This is a genomic window from Streptomyces sp. NPDC037288 (genome assembly GCF_055603265.1).
This window is the reverse complement of record NZ_JBVJVY010000163.1, coordinates 1-3440: the sequence shown is the minus strand read 5'-3', so window position 1 is coordinate 3440 and position 3440 is coordinate 1. Positions and strand designations below refer to the sequence as shown.

1 protein-coding gene and 2 pseudogenes are annotated in these 3440 nt (G+C 66.3%); all 3 read right to left on the bottom strand.

All coding sequences use genetic code 11. The features are described 5' to 3' along the window. Positions 1 to 490 precede the first annotated feature (490 nt). Complete coding sequence (locus ACZ7GZ_RS42765) at positions 491 to 1216, bottom strand: IS30 family transposase (RefSeq protein WP_471033219.1); 726 nt, start codon at positions 1214 to 1216, stop codon at positions 491 to 493. Positions 1217 to 1416: 200 nt separating this feature from the next. Then, positions 1417 to 1659: pseudogene (locus ACZ7GZ_RS42760) on the bottom strand (IS30 family transposase); the annotation flags it as partial. Between the two features lie 553 nt (positions 1660 to 2212). After that, positions 2213 to 3362, bottom strand: a pseudogene (locus tag ACZ7GZ_RS42755) (IS110 family RNA-guided transposase). Between the last annotated feature and the right edge of the window lie 78 nt (positions 3363 to 3440).

Here is a 3440-nt window from a genome sequence, read left to right as displayed (position 1 = left end):
ACCCCACGAGAGGTCCACGACGACTACCTGAATCAGCAGCTCGCCGCATGAATTAGCCAATAAGCTGCTGTACGGAAACCGCAGGGCCCCTCAAAATGACCGAACGCCTCACCGTCCGGAACCAGATAACCGGCTGCCGCACTGCTGACAGTCGAAAGGTGAACAACCGCACGCCGATACGTCCTCAGCATCAGCCATACCCAACAACGCGACAGTGCCGTCTGTAACGCCGCCAACGCCTAGGCACAAGGCCATCCCTGCTTGTGGGTTTCTACCGCCTCGCACAGTGACGGGCATCGCTGGGGCTCGACGGCGCGTCCATCGATCCTTTGGGCCGCTTCGGGTTAGGGTGTTGCCGCCCGCGAAGGGTTGAGCCCCCGGTGGTTCGCATCGCCGGGGGCTGCCGGCTGTCGGCGACGGCTGAAAAGTGGACCAGTGCCGACGCTTGGGTTCTAAGGCGGATTCGCATCATCGTCGCAACGTTGCAGGCTCAGAGTGCCAGAGCCGCGGCGAATGCCTGAGCTGGGGTCTGCCAACTCAGGGTCTTGCGGTGTCGATTGTTGAGCCGGTGCTCAATGACACGGAGGTCGTCAGCGGTGTGCAGGGACAGGTTCGTGCGTTTGGGCAGGTACTGCCGGATCAAGCCGTTCGTGTTCTCATTCGTCCCTCGCTCCCAGGGACTGCCAGGGCGTGCGAAGAAGATCCCGTCCGTGAAGTAGGGCGCGAGTTCATGATGACGGGCCATCTCGGAGCCCTGATCCCAGGTGAGGCTCCGACGTGCCTGTTCCGGCAACGTGCTGAGGGCGGCGATGAGGGCGTCACGCAACTGGCTGGCTGAGTGCCCCTCCGGCAGCGGGACCAGGCAGAGATAGCGGGTTCGCCGGTCGACGAGTGTGGCGACGGCGGACTGGCTGCGGGCGCCCACGACGAGGTCGCCCTCCCAGTCACCGAGACGCTCGCGCAACTCGATGACCGGCGGCCGACGGTCGATGAGGACGGCGGGTGCAACGAATCGTGGCATGCGCTGGTCGGGGCGGCGGCGCTGCTTTCTCAGCGGCCGGCCGGTGCGAAGTTTCCTGGTGAGGGTCCTGCTCAAGCCACCCTTGGCACCTTGGTAGAGGGCTCGGTAGATGGTCTCGTGACAGAGGTGCCGGTCGGGACGGTCGGGCCAGCGGGTCCTGAGATGGGCGGCGATCTGCTCCGGGCTCCACTCCATGTCCAGCTTGGACTGAACCTCTGCTTTGAGCTCGGATCCGTGGACAGCTTGGAACGTCGGGGACGTCTGGCCCGTTCGCGGCCGCGGTGGTGGGCCAGGTCGGCGTCGTATCTGCCGTAGTCGTGTGGACGGCTGTTGCGCCGCTCCCGGCTGACCGTCGACGGTGCCCGTCCGATCAGGCCGGCTATTTCCCCGACCGCCAGGCCGCGACCACGCAGCGAGGCGATCCTCCGACGCTCCAACAGCGACAAGTACCGCCCCGAACGCGAGGCTTCCGGGAGATAGTCCGGTTGCAGGCCACCGTTCTCCGCCCGCCACCGGTAGCCTGTCTTGCGCCCGATCCCAAGGCGCCTGCACGCCTCGACGCTGCCCACCCCGGCCGCCAGAAGGCGCCAGTACTCGGCCTCGAGCTCCAGCCTGCGCTTACGTCCCCGCCTCGCCATCAACACTCCACAATGATCAAGGAATGTTGCGACAAGCGTTGGAACCCAAGCGCCGGACTCGGCTCACTTTTCAAGCGTCGCCGACAGATGCGGCCGAGGGAGCTGGTTCGTGGCTGTCACCACGCGCTTGCGGCATTTGATGGCGTTGCATTCCGAAAGGCCAGGCAGGCGGTAGCAAGGGGAGTTGTCCCGCCGTCCATGTTCGGATAGGCCACCGGCGAAACGCAGAGCTGCTTCTGTCTGCACCTTTCAGCAGTGTCGGGACCTGGTTCTCGGTTGCTTCCCGGCTGGCACCTCAGCTTGACAGCAGCCGGGCGAGGCGGTTGGTCCTGGTAAGGGATGTTTTGTCCGGCCACGACTTGCGTCTCGGAGCTGGGGACGGACACAGCGTGGCACGCGGCGTCACCGGTCAGGTGTTGTTCCCGGTTGCCCCCGCGGGTTACCTGGATGGTTCCTCACGTCCTGCGTCGTCCGGCCCCCAGCGAGCGGCTGTCCTCGCTTCGGCATGGCCCCACCGCCACGCCCGGTCAGGAAGTGCCGGGCAATGCTGATGTCAAGCCGCTGCTGTGGCAGGTGGTGCGGCTTGGTAGCACGCTCCGTCGCGGATCACGGCCATAGAATATTGAGACGGCGGCGGGTGAGTGCCAGCAGTGCCTGCTTGTGTCCCTTGCCCTCGGCGCGCTTGCGCGCGTAGTACGTCTTCCAGGCCGGGTAGTTCCTCAGGTTGGACAGGGCGGAGAGGTACATCGCGTTGAGTAGGCCGCGGTGAAAGCGGCGTGGCCTGGGGAGGTTGCCGCTGACGCGGCCGGAGTCACGTGGAGTGGGTGCCAGGCCGGCGTATCCGGCGAGCCGGTCGGCGCTCCCGAAGGCGTCCGTGTCCCGTCGTGGCGAGGAACACGGCTCCCATCTGCTGGCCCATGCCGGGCAGGCTGAGGATCGCCTCGGCGTGCGGGTGCTCGCGAAACCGGGCCTCGATCAGCGCGGATTGCGGCGATCTCCTCGTCGAGGGTCATCACCCCCTTCGCGAGGCGGACCACCATCGCGGCGGACAGCTTCTCACCGGGCAGTGCCGTGTGCTGAGCTTCGGCCGCCTCTGTGGCCATCTTGGCGAGTGCGGCGGCGCTGCGCACCCTGCGGTCGCGCAGCCACATTTCGATGCGCTTGGCGCCGCTGCGGCGGATCCCAGCCGGGGTTTGGTAGCCCGTCGGCAGCATCACAGAACCTTTGTTGGCCAGACCCAGTGAACGTGCCAAGGCCGGCAAGATTTCCAGGAGTTGGGCCAGGAGTCAGTTGATCTGACGGGTGCGGTCGGCCACGAGATCGGTGCGGCGGGCGGTTAGGGTGCGCAGGTCCGCGGCGGCCTCGTCGCCGGGCCGCAGCGGGCCCAGGTCGCGGCCATGCGGGCTTGGTCGGCGATGACGAAGGCATCCTTGGCGCCGGTTTTGCCCTCGCCCCGGTAAGAAGCCGAAGCCCGGTGCACGGTCATTCCGGTGATATAGACCACCGGCTGGTCGTGGCTGAGCAGCAGCCCGATCAGCAAGGCGGCTGAACCGTGGTTGAGATCAACGGCCCACAGCGCATCGGTGTCGGGGGCCAGGATGTCAGCGATCAGTTCCAGCAGGGCTGTCTCGTCGTTCAGGACCCGGCAGGTGCAGCCGCCGTTCGCCGTCCGCGTTGATCACCACGCAGTGAACCGTTTTCATCCTGTCCTGCTGGGGTGAAGGTGCAGGTCAGCGGTGTGGGGTGACGAGACGAGGCTCCTGGTCGTTGCGGTGGTGTTC